This window comes from Rhizobium sp. 1399, assembly GCF_031455475.1.
In the GTDB taxonomy this organism is placed as follows: domain Bacteria; phylum Pseudomonadota; class Alphaproteobacteria; order Rhizobiales; family Rhizobiaceae; genus Rhizobium.
In genome coordinates this window covers 217656-234730 of record NZ_JAVDSU010000005.1, presented here as the reverse complement: position 1 = coordinate 234730, position 17075 = coordinate 217656, and the positions used below count along the sequence as shown (strand labels likewise).

The 17075-nt window shown below is 60.9% G+C and carries 10 protein-coding genes; 2 read left to right on the top strand and 8 right to left on the bottom strand.

Going from position 1 to position 17075, the window contains the following annotated elements:
- The 8 genes from glgB to J2X71_RS18505 form a co-directional block, all read right to left on the bottom strand.
- The gene (gene glgB / locus J2X71_RS18540) at positions 1 to 2208 is read right to left on the bottom strand and encodes a 1,4-alpha-glucan branching protein GlgB (protein ID WP_310383679.1); all 2208 of its coding nucleotides are present in this window, start codon (positions 2206 to 2208) and stop codon (positions 1 to 3) included.
- Positions 2208 to 4667, bottom strand: coding sequence for a glycogen/starch/alpha-glucan phosphorylase (locus tag J2X71_RS18535; RefSeq protein ID WP_113320952.1), 2460 nt, complete (start codon positions 4665 to 4667; stop codon positions 2208 to 2210). The genes glgB and J2X71_RS18535 overlap by 1 nt, the downstream gene beginning before the upstream one ends.
- Positions 4668 to 4947: 280 nt before the next feature.
- Positions 4948 to 6138, bottom strand: a complete 1191-nt coding sequence (locus J2X71_RS18530; RefSeq protein ID WP_310383988.1) for a pilus assembly protein TadG-related protein — start codon at positions 6136 to 6138, stop codon at positions 4948 to 4950.
- Positions 6139 to 6255: 117 nt separating this feature from the next.
- The gene (locus J2X71_RS18525) at positions 6256 to 7143 is read right to left on the bottom strand and encodes a transglutaminase family protein (protein WP_310383676.1); all 888 of its coding nucleotides are present in this window, start codon (positions 7141 to 7143) and stop codon (positions 6256 to 6258) included.
- Positions 7140 to 9557: a circularly permuted type 2 ATP-grasp protein gene (locus J2X71_RS18520; protein ID WP_310383674.1), complete on the bottom strand. Its 2418-nt coding sequence runs from the start codon at positions 9555 to 9557 to the stop codon at positions 7140 to 7142. Before J2X71_RS18520 ends, J2X71_RS18525 begins: the two co-directional genes overlap by 4 nt.
- A 14-nt stretch (positions 9558 to 9571) precedes the next feature.
- Positions 9572 to 12898, bottom strand: coding sequence for a transglutaminase family protein (locus J2X71_RS18515; RefSeq protein ID WP_310383672.1), 3327 nt, complete (start codon positions 12896 to 12898; stop codon positions 9572 to 9574).
- A 107-nt stretch (positions 12899 to 13005) separates the two neighbouring features.
- Positions 13006 to 14388 carry a sensor histidine kinase N-terminal domain-containing protein gene (locus J2X71_RS18510; RefSeq protein ID WP_310383671.1) on the bottom strand — a complete coding sequence of 461 codons (1383 nt, stop codon included), beginning with the start codon at positions 14386 to 14388 and terminating at the stop codon, positions 13006 to 13008.
- The gene (locus J2X71_RS18505) at positions 14385 to 15062 is read right to left on the bottom strand and encodes a response regulator transcription factor (RefSeq protein ID WP_310383669.1); all 678 of its coding nucleotides are present in this window, start codon (positions 15060 to 15062) and stop codon (positions 14385 to 14387) included. Before J2X71_RS18505 ends, J2X71_RS18510 begins: the two co-directional genes overlap by 4 nt.
- A 233-nt stretch (positions 15063 to 15295) precedes the next feature.
- Here J2X71_RS18505 and J2X71_RS18500 point away from each other — a divergent pair, with 233 nt between their 5' ends.
- Positions 15296 to 15808 (top strand): GNAT family N-acetyltransferase, encoded by a 513-nt coding sequence (locus J2X71_RS18500; RefSeq protein WP_310383667.1) that lies wholly within the window; start codon positions 15296 to 15298, stop codon positions 15806 to 15808.
- Positions 15809 to 15876: 68 nt separating this feature from the next.
- Complete coding sequence (locus J2X71_RS18495; protein WP_310383665.1) at positions 15877 to 16941, top strand: ABC transporter substrate-binding protein; 1065 nt, start codon at positions 15877 to 15879, stop codon at positions 16939 to 16941.
- The last annotated feature ends 134 nt before the right edge of the window (positions 16942 to 17075 follow it).

Genomic DNA, 17075 nt, shown 5'->3' with positions numbered 1-17075 from the left:
CTAATTCTCAGGTTCAAGCATGATCGTCGCCAACGGCGGCAGGGTTATCGAGCAGCTTATCTCGCCGCCGGCATCGACGGCCTGCACGCGCCCGCCATTGCCCTTTCCGCTGCCGCCATAGATGTCGGCATCGGTATTGAGGATTTCCCGCCAGCGCCCCGCCGAAGGCAGTCGGATCGAGTAGTTCTCGCGATAGACAGGCGTGAAGTTCGTGATGACGGCAACCGGCTTCTGGCCGGGCGCCTTGCGCAGCCAGGCGAAGACCGAGTTCTCGTAATCATCGGCGATCAGCCATTCGAAACCGTCGCCCTCGCAGTCGCGCTCATGGAGGGCGGCCTTGCTGCGATAGGTGAAGTTGAGGTCGCGCACCAGACGGCGCATGCCTTCGTGCATGCGATACTGGAGAAGGTTCCAGTCGAGCGACTTGTTTTCGCTCCATTCGGCCCACTGGGCAAATTCCTGCCCCATGAAGAGCAGCTTCTTGCCGGGATAGCCCCACATGAAGGCGTAATAGGCACGCAGATTGGCGAATTTCTGCCAGTCGTCGCCCGGCATCTTGGCGATCAGCGAGCCCTTGCCGTGCACGACTTCGTCGTGGGACAGTGGCAAGACAAAGTTTTCCGAATAGGCGTAGAGCAGCCCGAAGGTCAACTCATTGTGGTGATGCTTGCGGTGCACCGGTTCGCGGCTCATGTAGCTCAGTGTGTCGTGCATGAAGCCCATATTCCACTTGAAACCGAAGCCGAGGCCGCCTTCGTGAACTGGTTGCGAGACTTTCGGCCAGGACGTCGATTCCTCGGCGATGGTCATGACGCCGGGATGCTCACTATAGATGCGGGTATTGAGGCTTTGCAGAAAGCGGACGGCTTCGAGGTTTTCATTGCCGCCATACTCGTTCGGGATCCATTCGCCGTGCTTGCGCGAATAGTCGAGATAGAGCATCGAAGCGACTGCATCGACGCGCAGACCGTCGAGATGGAATTTCTCCGCCCAGTAGAGCGCGTTGTTGACGAGGTAAGATACGACTTCGGTCCGGCCAAAATTGTAGATCGCCGTATTCCAGTCCGGATGGAAACCCTTGCGCGGGTCTTCGTGCTCGTAAAGCGCGGTACCGTCGAACCAGCCGAGACCATGTTCGTCGGTTGGGAAATGTGCCGGTACCCAGTCGAGAATGACGCCGATGCCGACCTTGTGACAGCCGTTGACGAAGCGGGCGAACCCCTCCGGCTCACCGAAACGGGCGGTCGGGGCATAAAGACCGGTCGTCTGATAGCCCCAGGAGGGGTCGTAAGGGTGTTCGGTAATCGGCAGGAATTCGATGTGGGTGAAACCCATGTCGACGCAATAGGGGATGAGGCTCGAAGCAAGCTCATCCCATGACAGCATGGAGCCGTCCTGGCGGCGCTGCCAGGAGCCGGCATGAACTTCGTAAATGCTGATCGGCTGACGGCGTTTGTCAGTCTCGCGCCAGTGCTTCAGATGCGGCTCGTCCTGCCAGTCCTGTATAAGCTCGGCTGCGGTCACGGAGGCCGTCTTTGGGCGCAGTTCGCTGCGGCGGGCAAAGGGATCAGCCTTCAACGGCAGCAGAACGCCGTCATGACCGCGTATTTCGAATTTATAGGGAACGCCGAGCGGCACGTCGGGAGCGAAGATCTCCCAGATCCCGCTGTCGGAACGGAAGCGCATCACATGACGCCGTCCGTCCCAGTTATTGAAATCGCCGACAACGGAAACGCGCTGGGCATTCGGTGCCCAGACGGCAAAATGGATGCCGGTCGCGCCTTCATGCTTGATGCGGTGGGCGCCCATCTTGTCGAAGAGCCGCAGATGCGAACCCTGCCGGGCGTAATAATCGTCCATCGGGCCGAGTACGGGGCCGAAGCTGTATGGGTCCGTCACTGCCCATTCGGCGTCGGCGCGCCGGGCGCGATAGCGCACCGGCTGGAATTTTGTGATGGAGACCTGGCCGCCGAAAATACCGTCAGGATGGAGCTGGTGGAGATCGCCGATCGGCGTTCCATCCAGCGCCATTGCCGTGACAGCTTCGGCGCCCGGAAGGAAACACCTGGTGATGAAGGCCTCGCCGGCCTGATGCACGCCCAGGACGGCAAAGGGATTGTCATGCGAGCCACTGAGGATTGCCGCTATTTCGTCAGCCGAAATTTCCCAGGGAAGCTTCACTTCAGGGGCGGCTTTCGGCGGCTTCATCAAGCTCTCCAGATCTCGTCTGCATATTGCCGGATTGTGCGGTCGGAAGAGAACCAGCCCATCCGCGCCGTGTTGTTGATCGTCTTCTCATACCAGGAGGACTGGTTGGTCCAGATCTGGTCGACCTCGCGCTGGGCGGCCGCATAGGCATCGAAATCGCCAGCGACCATGAACCAGTCATGGGAATATATGCCGTCGATGAGGCCGGTGTAGCGGTTGCGGTCGTCAGGAGAGAAGACGCCCGAGCTGATGGCGGCAAGCGCCTGCGCCAGCTCACGCGAACCCTCGATGATCGCACGAGGATTATGGCCCTCGCTACGGATCTTGGCGACTTCGTCTGCCTGCAGGCCGAAGATGACGATGTTGTCTTCGCCGACATTGTCGCGCATTTCGACATTGGCGCCGTCGAGCGTGCCGATCGTCAGTGCGCCGTTCAGGCCGAACTTCATGTTGCCGGTGCCTGATGCTTCCATGCCGGCCGTGGAAATCTGCTCGGAGAGGTCTGCCGCCGGTACCATGACTTCCGCGAGCGTGACATTATAGTTCGGCACGAAGACGACCTTCAGCAGGCCGCGGACAGACGGGTCATTGTTGATGGTGCGGGCGACATCATTGATGAGCTTGATGATGAGCTTGGCGTTGTAATAGCTCGGCGCCGCTTTGCCGGCGAAGAGTTTTACGCGCGGCACCCAATCCAGCTCCGGATGCGAGCGGATCTGATCGTAGAGCGCGACGGCTTCGACGATGTTGAGGAGCTGGCGCTTGTATTCGTGGATGCGCTTGATCTGGATGTCGAACATGGCCGACGGATCGAGCTTCACGCCCATGCGGCTGGCGACGAGATTGGAAAGAGCCACTTTGTTGGCGCGCTTCACGGCCGCGAACTTCTGCTGGAAACTCGGGTCCGTTGCAAACTTGTCGAGTGCGCGCAGCTTCTCGGCGTCATCGAGGAATTCGTCGCCGATCGCTTCGCGCACCAAGCCGGTCAGACCGGGGTTGCACTGCTGCAGCCAGCGGCGGGGGGTGATGCCGTTGGTCTTGTTGTTGATGCGATCAGGGTAGAGCTTGTGCAGGTCCGCAAAGACCGTAACCTTCATGAGGTCGGTGTGCAGCGCGGAGACGCCGTTGATCGAATGCGAGCCGACGAAGGCGAGGTTGCCCATACGCACGCGGCGGTCACCGCTTTCATCGATCAGCGAGATCGAACGGATTTCGGTGTCGGAGAAATTCCGCGTCTTGCGCGCTTCGATCAGGATCTTGGCGTTGATCGCATAAATGATCTGCATGTGGCGCGGCAGCAGACGCTCGAAGAGCGGAACCGGCCAGCTTTCCAGCGCTTCGGGAAGAAGCGTGTGGTTGGTGTAGGAGAAGGTGCGGCGGGTGATATCCCAGGCTTGTTCGAAATCCATGCCGTGCACATCGCAGAGCAGGCGCGTCAGTTCGGCAACGGAAACCGCTGGGTGCGTGTCGTTGAGCTGGATCGCCACCTTGTCCGGCAAGGAGGTGAAGTCGTCATACTGCTGCAGGTGACGGCGCAGGATGTCCTGCAGAGAGGCCGACGAGAAGAAATATTCCTGGCGCAGGCGCAGCTCCTGGCCGGCAGGCGTTGCGTCTGCCGGATAGAGAACGCGGGTCAGGCTTTCAGCTCTGTTGCTCTCGCGCAGCGCGCCGATATGGTCGCCGGCGTTGAAGGCGTCGAGCAGGATCGGGTCTATCGGCTGTGCCGACCAGAGGCGCAACGTATTGACGCGTTTGCCACGCCAGCCGACGACAGGTGTGTCGAAGGCGGCGGCAATGACACGCTCGGCCGGCTTCCAGACATATCGTGGCTGCTCGTCATGGCTGTTGATGACCTCGATCGAGCCGCCGAAGCCGATTTCATAGGCGCTTTCGCGGCGCTCGAATTCCCAGGGGTTGCCGTGCGCAAGCCAGTTTTCCGGCAGCTCGACCTGCCAGCCGTCCGCCATCTGCTGGCGGAAGAGGCCGTGGACGTAGCGGATGCCGTAGCCATAAGCCGGAACATCGACAGTTGCCATCGACTCCATAAAACAGGCCGCAAGACGGCCGAGACCGCCGTTGCCGAGCGCGGCATCCGGTTCGAGGCCGGCAATGACGTTGATATCGACGCCGAGCGAAGCGAGCGCATCCCGAACCTCTTCCATCAGGTTGAGATTGGACACGGCATCGCGCATCAGGCGGCCGATCAGGAATTCGAGAGACATGTAGTAGACGCGCTTGGCGCCTGTTTCATAGACCTTGCGGGTGGACTCCATCCACTTGTCGATGATGCGGTCACGCACCACGAGAATGGTTGCCGTCAGCCAGTCATGCGGCTTGGCGACCTTGGCATCCTTGCCAATGCGGTAGGTCAGACGCTCGATGATTTCCTCAGCGAGGATTTCTGGCCGGGAACTGCGCGGAGCTGGTGAGGGGATGATCGGCTTCGAAACAGTATTCATGTCAGGTCTCGCCAATTTTGATTTGGTTACAGTATCTTACGCCTGATTCAATCGATTTGTCGCTTATACCGACAGGGCAGTTTATGCACCGTTATCACGCACTTGCAACAAGGGAATTGGGCAAACGAAAAATTTGCGGAACCTTCATATTCGACAGGCCCAAGGGACTTGATTTCAATCGGTTTTCCCGATCTGATGGGCCGAATAAAGTCTAAACGAAAAGCCGCCCCGGTTTGTTCCGGAGCGGCTTTTTGCTGTGGTGAAATACGGGCTGCGGCCGTCAGTTCGTCAGCAGTGTGAGAGCCTTCGTCGCCTCCTGTGCGATGCTGGTGAAGGATGCCACCAGTTTCTCCATGGTCTCGGCCTCATAGTAGTTGCCGCCCGGCGAAGCGCAGTATTGAAGCAGGCTCTTGCCCTTGTCTGGAGCCATGAACGCGACGGTGAAGATCTTGATGCCCGCTGTTTTGGTCGCATCGCATTGGTCACGAACATTTTGGTCGTAGGTCTTCTGCCATTCGCCTGTGTTGCCCGTCATTTCGCCGTCGGTCATCAGGACAATGTAGCGCGATACGTTTTTGTTGCCCTTGGCCTCGTGTGCCATGCTTTCAACATCAGAACCGTCCTGGGCTTTCTGGACGGAAAGAGTTGCTTGTCTCATCGGTTCGGTGGCATCCGTGCCGCCGGTCGCAGTAATGCCGCTTACATAGGTTGCGGTCGTCGCCGTGCCCCACGCCATGGCGCTCATGCTTTTGATCTGGGTCTTTTTTGAATTATAGATAAGACCATTATTGTAAGAGTATGCGCCAGTCCGCACGAGGCTGTGATCCGGATCGGCGGTGTTCAATGCCGAAAAGAGAGCATTGGCTGCCTGCTTGAGCGCGTCGATCTTGATAACATAGGTCTTGCACTTTGTGCCATTATACGTGGCGCAGGTGCTGGTTTTGTCGCCCATCGAACCCGACTGATCGAGCACCAGTTCCATCGAAAGGGCGTTCTTGGTGTCGTTCGTGCCGCTCGTCGTCGAGCTCGTCGTGCCGACATTCATCGTCTTGTAGCCGAGGACGCCCATGAACGGCGTGGTGGCAAGAGCGTAGGAGCTGTTCACCGTAACCTTATAGCTCTTGCTGGTTGCCGTCGTGCTGGTGTCGATGTTGATGCTCGTTGCGGCCTTGATGTCGTCCACGGCGTCAGTGCCGACATAATTGGCCATCTGGCCGCTGACGAAATCCTTCGCAAGAGCTTCGGCGGCAGCGCTGTTGGCGGCCGTTCCGTTGGCAAGCGCGGTTGCGGCTGCCAGAGCGCCGGCGTCCGTCGCTTCCTGAAGCTCGCGCTTGGACAGGATCGCATTTGAATAGTCGATAGCCAACCCCGCGGTGCCGATAAGCACAGGCAGCAAGATGGCCGTCATGATACCGAAATTGCCGCCACGGTCGCGCCGCAGCCGATCAAGAAGCGAATGCAGGGTGTTCATCATGTCCACCGGTTCGAAGGAGCCCTATTTGGCTCTTGATGGACCAGATGACTTTAATGGGCGCTAAAGCCAGTCTCTAAAATTGCAGGCAACTGGCTGTTTTTTCCAATTTCGGGATTATTTGAGCGGAATTACGTCCACTGCCTGCACGGAACGCTGGCTGCCATAACTCTTGAGCACACCGATAACGGGAGCGACATCGGCATAGTCGCGGCCGTATGCGACGACGATATGGTCGGTTCCAGCAGGGATATTGTTGGTGGGATCGAGCTCGATCCAGCCGGCCGTTTCGCCGCACCAGACGCGGACCCAGGCATGCATGGCGTCAGCCCCTTCCAGCCGCTCCTTGCCCGGCGGCGGGATTGTGCGCAGGAAGCCGGAGACATAGCCGGCGGGAATGCCGAGGCTGCGCAGCGCGAGGATCATGACATGGGTGAAATCCTGGCAGACGCCACGCCTCAGCTTGAAGGATTCCAGCGGTGTCGTGTCGACGGTCGTCGCTTCCGGATCGTAGGTGAAATCCTTGTTGATGCGAGCGCACAGCGCATAGGCGATCTGCATGACGGTCAGCGACGGCTGTACACAGGTCTTTGCGTATTCACTGATCGCCTTGGTTTCGGTCAGGCGCGGACTGTCGCCAAGGAAATGGTGGGGCGATTCCGAATCGAGCGACCAGATTCCGGCGACTTCCTCCGGCAGGTTAGCCAGCAGCGGCGAGAAGTCCGCCGACATGACCTGGCTTTCGACCTGTACGCGGGCCTGCATGCGGATATCGAGCGTTTCATGCGGCGAGCGCAGCAGGAAGGACGTTGCCGGATGCTGGAAGAAATCGACGAAATGCGACTGTTCGTCCGGCTGCGGCGAAATGCTGATCGAGCCCGCGACAAGCCGCTGGCGGTTCGCCAGCGAGAGCGGCATGAGGCGCATGATATGGCGCGCGCCTGACGCAGGCGTGTCGTAGGCATAGCCCATATGCAGGGTGAGATCGTAAAGCACCGCCGTCATCCGAGATAGGTCTGCGCCAGGAGGTCGGAGAGGTGTTCCAGCTCGCGCTCCAGCCTATGATAGACGTCGCCATTCATCGTTTCCGGCGTCATGACGGCTAGGCCCGAATGCAGGCGCATCGCCTCGCGGTAGAAGGGCGACATCTGGCCGTTCATGAAAGCGTTTGGAAGCTGCTCCACCTCGCGATGGATCTCGTTCATCTGGAAGAGGATCGAGCGCGGATTAAGAGGATCGAGCGCCAGCAGGTCGGTGACCGTCAGCCGCGCCGTGTTGACGTTGTAGCGGCGGCGGTGGGTCATGACGCTGTCGCCGATTTCGAGCAACATGTCGAGTGCGCCGTCGGGCGCTTCCGGGCCGGACATGTGGCCGAGCAACCGCGTCATATGCAGGCCGCGCTCAATGTATCGGCCAAGCGAGAGGAAGCGCCATCCGGTAAAGCGGTACATGTTTTCATGCACGAGACCGGCGAAGCCTGCGAGTTTGCGCAGCAGGATGGTCATGGCGTGGCTGGCATCGTCACCGGCGGTGATAGTCGAGTGGAAGCGGCGAGCGGTCTTGGCGAGATCGTTGAGCGCCAGCCAGCCATCCGGCGAGAAGCGGTCGCGGATATTGCTCGCCGAATAGACCGCGCTCTCAATATTGCGCAGCAGCGATTCCGGCACCGGCTCGGCGGTGTCGATATCGACGGCGGCAAGATATTCGGTGACGTCGGCAAGCAGCGGCTGGTTCGGGTCGGCAGCCTCGGCGTAACGTGCATGCCATGCGCGCAGAATGCGCAGTGCCCCTTCAGCGCGTTCAATATAGCGGCCCAGCCAGAAGAGGTTATCGGCCGCGCGGCTCGGCAGGCTGCCCGGCATGTTGCGGGTGAAGCTGCCCTCGGCGGGCAGAAGAGTGTGGCGCTCGACCGGCTTGTCGCTGACGATCCAGACATCGGCCGCCGCGCCACCGGATTGCATGGCGATGGCGGCGACATCGTCTCCCGAGCCGATACGGGCAAAGCCGCCGGGCATGATCTGCCAGCCGTTGACGGTACGGGCGGCGAACACGCGTAGCGACATCGGCCGCGGCGTCAGCTTGCCGTTGACCCAGGCGGGTGTGGTCGAGAGGGTGACGACTTCCTGACCGACGAGCTTTGCACCGTCGCTTGTCAGCCAGTCTGCAATCGAGTTCTTCGCTGTGGCGCGCAGCGACGAGCCGAGGACGGATTCACCGCTGTCATCGAAGAAGGGCGCGCGGGAATAGGCCGGGCCGATCACCATCTTCTCGATATTGGCAGCCACGTGGTCACGCTCGTCCTTCTGGCCGCACCACCATGTGGCGATGGACGGCAGGCGCAGATCTTCGCCCAGCAGCTGGCGACAGACGGCGGGCATGAAGGCGAGCAGGGCGCGTGTTTCCAAAACGCCGGTGCCGAGCGCATTGACGATGGTGACGGTTTCGGCGCGCAGCGACTCCACAAGGCCGGGGGTGCCGATATGCGAGTTCTGGTTCAGTTCCAGCGGATCGGCATAGGCGGAATCGAGGCGCCGCCACAGCACGCCGATCGGCTTCAGACCGGCGACGGTGCGCACCATGATGCGGCCGTTGACGACAGTCAGGTCCTCGCCTTCCAGCAGCATGAAGCCGAGGTAGCGGGCAATATAGGCGTGTTCGTAGTAGGTTTCGTTTGCCGGGCCGGGGGTGAGAACCGCGATGCGGTCGTCGCCCGAATGTTTCATCGTCTGCAGTGCATCGCGGAAGGCGCCGAAGAAGGAAGCGAGGCGGTGAACCGGCGTTTCGGCGTAAATATCGGAGAACGCTCGGGTGGTCGCCACGCGGTTTTCCAGCGCAAAGCCCGCGCCCGAGGGGGCCTGCGTGCGGTCGGCAAGTACCCACCAATTACCGTCAGGGCCACGGCCGATCTCGAAGGCGCAAAAATGCAGATAGTGCCCGGTTGCCGGTTTTACCCCAACCAGAGGCCGTTGGAATTCCGGATTGGCAGCGATGAGGGCGGGCGGAACGATGCCCTCCTCGACGAGCTTGTTGTCGCCGTAGATATCGGCAACCATCGCTTCGAGGAGGTTGGCGCGCTGCACGAGGCCCGCCGAAAGAGCCTGCCATTCACGCTCGTCGATCAGCACTGGAATGTGGGAGAGCGGCCAGGCACGCTCGCCGCTGCCCTTGGCGCCGTAAGCCCGGTAAAAGACGCCGGCGTCGCGCAAATAGCGGTCGGCGCGGGCGAACCGCTCGGCCAGATCCTTTTCCGGCATGATGTTCAGATGGGTGAGGAAGCGCTGCCAGACCGGGCGGATTGTGCCCTTATTGTCCACCATCTCGTCGGCGATGCCGGGCAAGGGCTCATAATCGAAGACCGCGTCCGCGCCGGCGCGTTCTTCGATTTCGTCCCTCAGTTCCAGTGCAGGCTTCTTGCCCATCAGACCCAGTTTCTTCAAATTCCAGCGGGCCGCCTCAGATCCAGCGTGAGCGGGAATTCAGGCGAAACCGTTTCGGCGCGCGGAATATAACCACCCGCCGTATGTCCCCACGGTTCGAAACGGGCAAGCCGCCGCGCTTCCGCTTCGTTGCCGTTGACCGGGAAGGTTTCATAATTCCGACCACCCGGATGGGCAACGTGATAGATGCAGCCGCCGATCGAACGTTTCGACCATGTATCATAAATATCAAAAGTCAAAGGCGTATTCACCGGCAGCACAGGGTGCAGGCCAGAAGCCGGCTGCCAGGCCTTGAAACGCACGCCAGCGACCGACACGCCCGATGTGCCCGTCGGCATCAGCGGTACGATTCGGCCGTTGCAGGTGACGATGTAGCGCGAGACGTTGTTCGTTTCGAGCCGAACCTGAAGGCGCTCGACGGAGCTGTCGACGTAACGGACAGTGCCGCCCGGCGCGCCTTCCTCGCCCATGACGTGCCAGGGCTCCAGCGCCTGGCGCAGTTCCAGCTTCGAACCCTCGTATTCGACCTCGCCGCAGAAGGGGAAGCGGAATTCGAGCTGCGCCTTGAACCATTCGGGGCTGAGGTCGAAGCCGTTTTCGCGCAGGTCTGCGAGCACATCGAGGAAATCCGTCCAGACGAAATGCGGCAGCATGAAACGGTCGTGCAGTGTCGTACCCCAGCGGACGAACTTGCCATCGGCGGGGTTCTTCCAAAAGCGGGCGATCAGCGCGCGCACCAGCAATTGCTGGGCAAGCGACATACGCGCGTTCGGCGGCATCTCAAAGCCGCGGAACTCTATGAGGCCGAGCCGTCCAGTCGGGCCATCCGGCGAGAACAGCTTGTCGATGCAGATCTCGGCACGGTGCGTGTTACCGGTGACATCGGTCAAAAGATTTCGGAACAGCCGGTCGACGAGCCAGGGCAACGGCAGTTGACCGCGACCCGGCGCTCCGATCTGCGCCATGGCGATTTCCAGCTCATAGAGGCTGTCGTGGCGGGCCTCGTCAATGCGCGGCGCTTGGCTGGTCGGCCCGATGAACATGCCGGAAAAGAGGTAGGAGAGCGAGGGATGGCGTTGCCAGTGGAGAATGATGCTTTTCAGCAGGTCCGGGCGGCGCAGGAACGGGCTGTTGTTTGGATTGGCGGCGCCGACGACGACGTGGTTGCCGCCGCCGGTGCCGGTGTGGCGACCATCGACCATGAACTTGTCGGCGCCGAGCCGGGTGGCCCGCGCTTCCTCGTAGATCGCCGTGGTGATGTCGACGCAATCCTGCCAGTTGGAAGCTGGATGGATGTTGACTTCGATGACGCCTGGATCGGGAGCGACGCGGATAACGTTGATGCGCTCGTCCTGCGGCGGCGGATAGCCTTCGATGTGAACGGGAAGCTTGAGTTCGGCAGCGGCGTTTTCGGCAGCGGCGATCAGCTCGAGATAATCCTCGACGCGCTCGACCGGCGGCATGAAGACGCAGAGCCTGCCTTCGCGCGGTTCGACCGACAAGGCAGTGCGCACGGCACCGCCTATGTCGCTAAGGGTCTGTTCGACACGGACGGCGTGGCTTTCGTCCGCCTGGAACGATGCTTCTGGCATGGCGCGGCCGGCGGGCACGAAGACATCAGGCAGCGGCGGGCGCGGTATCGACGGATCTGCGGGGTGGATATAAGGGTAGCGTGCCGGCGGGACATAAGGCAGCGTGCCGAGTGGCAGGCGATAGCCGATCGGGCTGTCACCCGGTACAAGAAAGATTTTTCCGCGGCGCGTGCGCCATTTTTCGCTGACCCATGTCCTGCTTGCAGCGGCCTTGGCATTCCATACCTGAACGGGAAGGACATAACCCGTCGGCACGGTGAGGCCGCGGGCGAAGACGCGGGCAATGCGGTTGCGCTCCTCGGGGTCCTTCAGCTTCGAATTGGACGGATCGACATTTTCGGGAAGGCTGCCTTCCTTGATGATCCAGTCTGCAGGATCCTCATAGGCCGGCTGCACCATATCCGGCTTGATTGCCAGTTCCCTGGCGATCGCCGTCAGAAGCTTTTCGGCATCCTCGGCCTTGACGCCGGTATCCTTGCCTTCAGCGGCGATCAGGTCGAGGTTCTGCCAGATCGGTTTGCCGTCACGGCGCCAGTAGAGAGAGAAGGTCCAGCGCGGCAGGCTTTCGCCGGGATACCATTTACCCTGGCCGTAATGCAGGAAGCCGCCGGGCGCGAAGCGCTCCTGCAGCCTGCGGATCAGGCTGTCGGCCTTTTCGCGTTTGGTCGGTCCGACGGCGGCGGTGTTCCATTCCTCGGACTGAAAATCGTCGATCGAGACGAAAGTCGGCTCGCCGCCCATCGTCAGGCGTACATCCTCGGCTTCGAGGACGCGGTCGACCTTCTCGCCGAGCTGGTTGAGCTCGTCCCAGCTCTCATCAGAGAAGGGTTTGGTGATGCGCGGGTGCTCGGCGACGCGGGAGACCTTCATGTCGAAGGCGAATTCGGTTTCGGCCTCGCCGAAATAACCGCCGGAGATCGGGGCGGCATTGCTGAAATGCGGTGTGGCGGCGAGTGGAATGTGGCTTTCGCCGGTTAGAAGTCCAGAGGTCGGATCGAGACCGACCCAACCGGCGCCGGGCAGATAGACCTCCGCCCAGGCATGCAGATCAGTGAAATCGACCTCGGTACCTGAAGGGCCGTCGAGGGCCTTTAGGTCCGGCGCCAACTGGATGAGGTAGCCGGAGACGAAGCGGGCGGCGAGCCCGAGATGGCGCAGGATCTGCACGAGCAGCCAGCTGGTGTCGCGGCAGGAGCCCTTGGCGGTTTCCAGCGTCTCCTCCGGCGTCTGGACGCCGGCTTCCATGCGGATGACATAACCGATCTGCCGCTGCAGACGGGCATTGAGACCGACGATCATGTCCACCGTCGGCTGATCGGGGGACCAGTCGAGCGTCGGCAGGAGTGCCTTCAGGCGCGGGCCAGCCGGCTCCGGCATCATGTAGATCGAGAGATCTTCACGGAGCGATTCCGGGTAGTTGAAGGGCCACTTCGTCGCTTCCTCCTCGACGAAGAAATCGAAGGGATTGTAGACCGTCATGTCGGCAACGAGATCGACCTCGATCTTGAATTCGGTCACCGGTTCGGGAAAGACGAAGCGCGCGAGGTAGTTGCCGTAAGGATCCTGCTGCAGGTTCACGAAGTGGTTCGACGGCGTGACCTTCAGAGAATGGCTCAAAACCCGCGTCTTCGAATGCGAGGCCGGCTTCAGACGGATGATCTGTGGGCCGAGGCGGACCGGTTTGTCATACTGATAATGGGTCAGATGATAGATGCTGGCTTTGATCGACATATTGCTCTTTTATCTGCTTACCGTTGATCGGCTTAGCTGTTCCCAAAGCCAGTGTGTGCAATGCAGCGAAAGAATGCAAGGCGGAAAGGTTAGGGCGGTGACGGCATTCAGGCGGCTCTGTTGAACGTCACTGACGCCTTCAGACCCCTACCGCCGCGGCCCGGTATCAATACAAGTCTCGCATTGAAAAGATTGGCGATTTCCTCGACGATCGGCAGGCCGAGGCCGGCACCGGGCGCCCCGGACTCATTGCCGCGGGAGAAACGCTTTCTGACGGCTTCCAGCTTTTCGGGCGGAATTCCCGGGCCGTTATCCTCGACTTCCAGCCTGACCGTTTCCGCATCCTCCATAATACGGACAGTCACTTCCGCGCCCTTGCCGGCATAGGCGATGGCATTGCCGGCGAGATTGCGCAGCATCTCGCCGATCAGCAGCGGCTCGGCGCGGATCATCGCAGGCCCTTCACCCTCGAAACCGAGATCGATGCCAGCCTCGGCGGCACGCGGGATCTGCTCGCCGGTGATCTCCTGAGCAATGGCCGTGAGATCGATGGCCGAGACCGTCAGTGCTTCCTTGGCGGTCGCGGCATCGATCTTGGCCATCAGCAGAAGCTGGGCAAGGATGCGCTCGGCATGGGCAACAGCCTGATCGCCTTTGAGTGCGGCATGTTGCGCCTCGTCGAGAGAACCGGCGCGGGCTGAAAGAGCAAGCTGTGTGCGGATGATCGTGAGCGGCGTGCGGAGCTGGTGGCTGGCATTGCCGGTGAAATTGCGCAGCGCATCAAGCGCCGATTGCAGGCGCACCATGAAGGAGTTGACCGTATCGACAAGTGGCTGCACCTCACTCGGAACGGATTGCTCGATCGGGTGCAGGTCGTCCGGGTTGCGCTCGCCGATAGCGTCGCCGAGTTTGTAGAGTGGCCGTAGCGCCACCGTAACGGAAATCCAGACGATGACGGCGGCACCGGCAATCATGACGGCGAGGCGCAGCGCCGAGCGGACGAGGATTGCCTGCGCCAGATGACGGCGGGCAATGGTGGTTTCGGCGACGGTGACGACGAAGGGCACAGAGCGGATGCCGGTCGAGGCGGAGCGTCCCAATGTCGCCACGCGGATCGGCTCGCCGCGGAAGATGTCGTCGGCAAAGGCAGCCGTATCGCCTTGCGTTTCCTTCAATACCGGCAGCGCCTGGTAACCGGTGATGAAATTTCCGGGCGGGCCGTCGACACGGTAGAAGACGCGGTCCTGTGCCGCCGATGTCAGCATTTCCAGCGCGACATAGGGAATATCGACCTCGAGCGTGCCGTCTTCGGCGACGACGACCCGTTCGGCGATGGCCAGTGCGGAGCCGGCAAGAACGCGGTCGGAAACGATGTTCGAGGTCTGGACGGCTTCGCGCCAGGTATCGGCGAGCGCCAGCGTGCCGATAACGGCGGTCGAGACAAGCAGCCAGAAAAGCAGTCGGCGCCGGAGCGAATAGGCCGCCGTCATGAGGCCTCGGGCAGCTTGTCGAGATAATAGCCGATGCCGCGGGCGGTCCTAACCGTCAGTCCGTGCGGTGAAAGCCTCTTTCTCAGGCGGCTGACATATTGCTCGATGGCATTGGCGGAGATGTCGTCATCGAAGGCAGTCAGCGACTGCATGATCGCCTCCTTGGCAACGACCTTGCCGGCGCGCATGAAAAGAATTTCGAGCAGGCCGAGCTCGCGGGAGGGGATGTCGAGCGGCGTGGCACCGGCCGAAAAGGCACGAGAATTCAGGTCGAGTGAGATCGATCCGAAGCTGACTGTCGAGGAATGCAGCCCGGCCTGGCGGCGCAGAAGCACGCGCACACGCGCTTCGAATTCAGCAATGTCGAAGGGCTTGATGAGGTAGTCGTCAGCACCGAGATCCAGGCCTTTCACACGCTCTTCCGGCGAGCCGCGGGCCGTCAGGACGAGCACGGCAGCCCGGCTGCCGCGAGCGCGCATGGCGCGCAGCACATCAAGGCCGTCCATTTCGGGAAGGTTCAGATCGAGAATGACGAGATCGAAATTTTCCGCTGCGATGACGGCATTGGCCGAAGCCCCGTCATGGACGACATCCACTGCATGGCCCGTGCCGCGCAAGATCGCCGACAGGCCGTCGGCCAACGCGATATTGTCTTCGGTAAGCAGGATGCGCAACGGATGTTTCCCTCGATTTTTCGGGGAGTTTATCAGGGATGACAGCCCGATGTCACAGCGATTCTGGGAATTGGTGTATGGAGGATAGCAGGATTTTATTCGCCTTCCGGCCCTGCGCATCATGAGCCCGATCGCCACGATGCCATGGGCCGGTTTCGATCCGCGCCGAGATGTCGATGGCGGGGCGCAGACCGTCGTGGTAAGGACAAGGGGAGTTTGGGGAGGCTTTGCAGATGCGGAACCTGTCGGTCGGGCTTGTGGAAAGCCCGGAAGAGATCGATGCCGTTCGGCATCTCAGCCGTGCCTTCCGACAATGGCTTTACGACAACTATCCCGACGAGCGGGCGCAGATAGAACTTTACTACAGTCCGGAAAAATTCGAGGCTATGCTCGCCGACCTGCCGAAGATCCATGCAAGGCCACAAGGGGCAATGTTCCTGGCGCGGCTGGACGGAGAGATTGTCGGCTGCGTGATGCAGCATGAGATCGCGCCGAGCATATCGGAGATGAAGCGGCTCTTCGTTTCCGAGCAGGCACGCGGCAGTGGCGCAGCACTGGCGCTTTGCGAAGCGTCCCTCGCGCAGGCCAAGAAGGATGGCTACCGGATGATGCGGCTCGATACCGGCCATCGGCAGGTCGCTGCCCAGAAGCTATATCGCCGCCTAGGTTTTCGCGAGCGCGACGCCTACTACGAGATCCCTGATGATCTGAAGCCGATCCTGATGTTCTTCGAGCGCGAGCTTTGAGGTCTGGCTGTAGCCGCCACTGGAAGCCGACCCTTGTCTGGCTTGTGCGGCTCGGGCATTCTTGCGCGATGAGGAGCCTTTTCATTCTGTTCCTGTGTCTGGTGCCCGGCTTTGCGGCAGCGGATCAGGTTTTTTATCCGGCGAAGTCGGGCAATACCGATGCGCCGGTGCTGACAGTCTATTCCTCGCTCGACGAGCCCTTGGCGCAGCCGATGATCCGCGGCTTTCAGGAGGCCAATCCGGACGTGGCGGTCAAATACGAGGACATGCTGACGGGGGATATTTACGACCGCATCGTCAAGGAGACGGATGCCGGTCACAAAACGGCGGACTTCGCCTTCTCCTCTGCGATGGACCTGCAGGTGAAGCTTTCGAACGACGGCTATGCGCAGGTGAGCAACCTGCCGATGAGCGCCCAATGGCCGAAATGGGCGAACTGGCGCAACACCGCCTATGCGCTGACCTTCGAACCTGCCGTCTTCGTCTATCACAAGCCGAGCTTTGTTCATGAATCGGTGCCGAGCTCGCGGGCGGAATTCGTCGACTATTTGAAACGCAAGGGCAATGAGGTTTATGGGCGGATCGGGACCTATGATATTGAACGTTCCGGCGTGGGCTTTTTGTTCATGGCGCGCGATCAGGAACAGTTCGGCGATATCTGGTCGGTGATCGGGGCGATGGGGGCAGCCGGCGTGAAGCTCTACTCCACGAGTTCGGCAATCCTCGAGCGGGTGGCCGATGGGCGCTTCGTGCTCGGCTACAATATCCTCGGCTCTTATGCGGCCGACTGGGCCTCGCGTCATCCTGACGTCGGCATCGTGTTGCCGAAGGATTATACGGTCGTGATGTCGCGCATCGGCCTGGTGCCGCAGGCTGCCGCGGAACCGGAACTCGGGCGTCGCTACCTCGCCTTCTTCATGTCGAAGGAGGGCCAGACGATCATGGCCCGTGAGTTGCAGATCCCGGCCGTCAGCCCGGAAGTGGCGGGCGAGAATACCGCCAATACGTTGCAGGAACTACTCGGCGCACAGTTGCGTCCGGTGCCTGTCAGCCCCGGTCTGATGGTCTATCTCGATCAGGTGAAGCGGGCTCGGCTGATTGCGCACTGGAATGAGGTGCTGCGGACGCAGTAAAAACCTCGCTCGGCCAGTAGGAAACCTGTGGGCTGACCAAAATAAATCACATGTTCTCAATGACTAAGCGCTGATCCATTCGCCAGGAATGGTCCGAGCTCTGACTCAAGAATATAAAGGGCGAGGTTGCTGCT

Excerpts from the sequence above, each read along its gene's own strand:
- J2X71_RS18515 (WP_310383672.1), bottom strand. The coding sequence starts at position 12,898 with ATGTCGATCAAAGCCAGCATCTATCATCTGACCCATTATCAGTATGAC.
- J2X71_RS18520 (WP_310383674.1), bottom strand. The coding sequence starts at position 9,557 with ATGGGCAAGAAGCCTGCACTGGAACTGAGGGACGAAATCGAAGAACGC.
- J2X71_RS18535 (WP_113320952.1), bottom strand. The coding sequence starts at position 4,667 with ATGAATACTGTTTCGAAGCCGATCATCCCCTCACCAGCTCCGCGCAGT.
- J2X71_RS18510 (WP_310383671.1), bottom strand. The coding sequence starts at position 14,388 with ATGACGGCGGCCTATTCGCTCCGGCGCCGACTGCTTTTCTGGCTGCTT.
- J2X71_RS18530 (WP_310383988.1), bottom strand. The coding sequence starts at position 6,138 with ATGAACACCCTGCATTCGCTTCTTGATCGGCTGCGGCGCGACCGTGGC.
- J2X71_RS18525 (WP_310383676.1), bottom strand. The coding sequence starts at position 7,143 with ATGACGGCGGTGCTTTACGATCTCACCCTGCATATGGGCTATGCCTAC.
- J2X71_RS18495 (WP_310383665.1), top strand. The coding sequence starts at position 15,877 with ATGAGGAGCCTTTTCATTCTGTTCCTGTGTCTGGTGCCCGGCTTTGCG.
- glgB (WP_310383679.1), bottom strand. The coding sequence starts at position 2,208 with ATGAAGCCGCCGAAAGCCGCCCCTGAAGTGAAGCTTCCCTGGGAAATT.
- J2X71_RS18500 (WP_310383667.1), top strand. The coding sequence starts at position 15,296 with ATGCGGAACCTGTCGGTCGGGCTTGTGGAAAGCCCGGAAGAGATCGAT.